Source organism: Bradyrhizobium sp. CFUWI, assembly GCF_056429085.1.
The window spans coordinates 1-489 of sequence record NZ_JBWJZE010000153.1 but is presented as its reverse complement, the minus strand read 5'-3'; the positions used below and the strand labels follow the sequence as shown (position 1 = coordinate 489).

Annotated in this window: 1 protein-coding gene; it reads left to right on the top strand. The window is 66.7% G+C overall.

From position 1 onward, the window contains the following. Nucleotides 1-489: DUF898 family protein (locus tag AC066S_RS39165; RefSeq protein ID WP_478271955.1), on the top strand; the 489-nt coding region annotated here is incomplete at both ends.

Here is a 489-nt window from a genome sequence, read left to right as displayed (position 1 = left end):
CCGCAGCATGCTGGTGCTGCAGTCGCGCCTGGGCACCGAACCCGGCCGCTGGAAGCCGGTCTACATGGACTTCGTGAAGGTCTGGCTCGCCACCCTGGGCGTATTCCTGCTCACCGTGGCGGTCATGGGCGCCACCGTGGGCGCCGCCTTCGGCGGCTCGCTGGCACTGCTGTCCGGCAAGACCCGGGGAATGGGACCGTGGCTGTTCCTGCTCATCCTCTTCGGCATCGTCTTCTTCACCTTCATGGCGCTGCTGGTCTCCGCGCCGGCGCGCGCCTACCGCGAGGCGCGGATGTTCCAGATCACCTGGAACCAGATCGGCGTAAGCCACATGGCCCGCTTCAAATGCCGCCTGCGGGCGCGCAGTTTCGTCGCGCTGCGCATCAAGAACCTGGTGCTCACGCTGCTCACCCTGGGCTTCTACCGCCCGTTCGCGCGCGTGAGCGAATACCGCATGAAGCTCGAATCCGTCACGCTGCACGTCAAGGG